Origin of the sequence: Polaromonas sp. UBA4122 (assembly GCA_002381615.1) — a bacterium.
Classification (GTDB): domain Bacteria; phylum Pseudomonadota; class Gammaproteobacteria; order Burkholderiales; family Burkholderiaceae_C; genus Polaromonas.
On the sequence record DFWY01000051.1, the window covers coordinates 1 to 1063 of the forward strand.

General features: G+C 57.9%; 1 protein-coding gene. It reads left to right on the top strand.

All coding sequences use genetic code 11. The features are described 5' to 3' along the window. Positions 1-100: 100 nt before the first annotated feature. Positions 101-925: an alpha/beta fold hydrolase gene (locus tag B3F77_RS06780; RefSeq protein ID WP_293604222.1), complete on the top strand. Its 825-nt coding sequence runs from the start codon at positions 101-103 to the stop codon at positions 923-925. The last annotated feature ends 138 nt before the right edge of the window (positions 926-1063 follow it).

Here is a 1063-nt window from a genome sequence, read left to right on the forward strand (position 1 = left end):
GGAAGCTCACCGATGAGGAACTCATTGCATCACAGGTTGCGGCGGCGTTGGACGGAGATCAGAGTTCGACGATCCCCGCCGATAAAAAAGGAGGTCCCCAGTGAGTACGATTACGACGAAAGACGGTACGCAGATCTATTACAAGGACTGGGGCACAGGACAACCTGTGGTGTTCAGCCATGGCTGGCCCCTCAGTGCGGATAGCTGGGAGGCTCAGATGCTGTTCCTGGCCTCCAACGGCTATCGCTGCATTGCCCATGACCGTCGCGGCCATGGCCGGTCGAGCCAGCCCTGGAGTGGCAACGATATGGGCACCTATGCCAGCGACCTCTCGGATCTCATCGAAAAGCTCGATCTGAAAGGTGTCATCCTCGTCGGTTTCTCCGCGGGCGGCGGCGAAGTTGCCCGTTATATCGGCCGCCACGGCACGAAACGGGTGGCCAAGGCCGCGCTAATCTCCGCCGTCCCGCCGCTGATGTTGAAAACGGCGGCCAATTCTGGCGGCTTGCCGATTGAGAAGTTTGATGAGATTCGCCAGGGCTCCCTCGCCGACCGCTCGCAGCTCTACAAGGATCTCGCCAGTGGCCCGTTTTTTGGGGCCAACCGACCCGGTGCCAAGGTTTCGCAGGGCATGATCGACACGTTCTGGCACCAGGGAATAATGGCCGGTCACAAGAACACCTTCGACTGCATCAAGGCGTTCTCCGAAACTGATTTCACCGAAGACCTCAAGAAGTTCGACGTGCCGACGCTGATTATCCACGGCGACGATGACCAGATCGTGCCGATCGGCGCCTCGGCTCTTTGCTCATCTAAGCTGGTCAAGAACGCGACCCTGAAGATTTACCCGGGCGCACCCCACGGCCTCCCGATCACGCACAAAGACCAGCTCAACGCCGACCTGCTGGCATTCCTTAAGACCTGAGGTCGCTTTGAACCAAGGAGAAACTATATGAAAGGTTTTGTGAAAGACATCGAGGGTCTTGCCGTCAAGAATGAAGAATTTCGCGGGGTGCTTTACACGGCAAAGCACTGCCAGTTCGTCGTGATGGCGTTAAAGCCC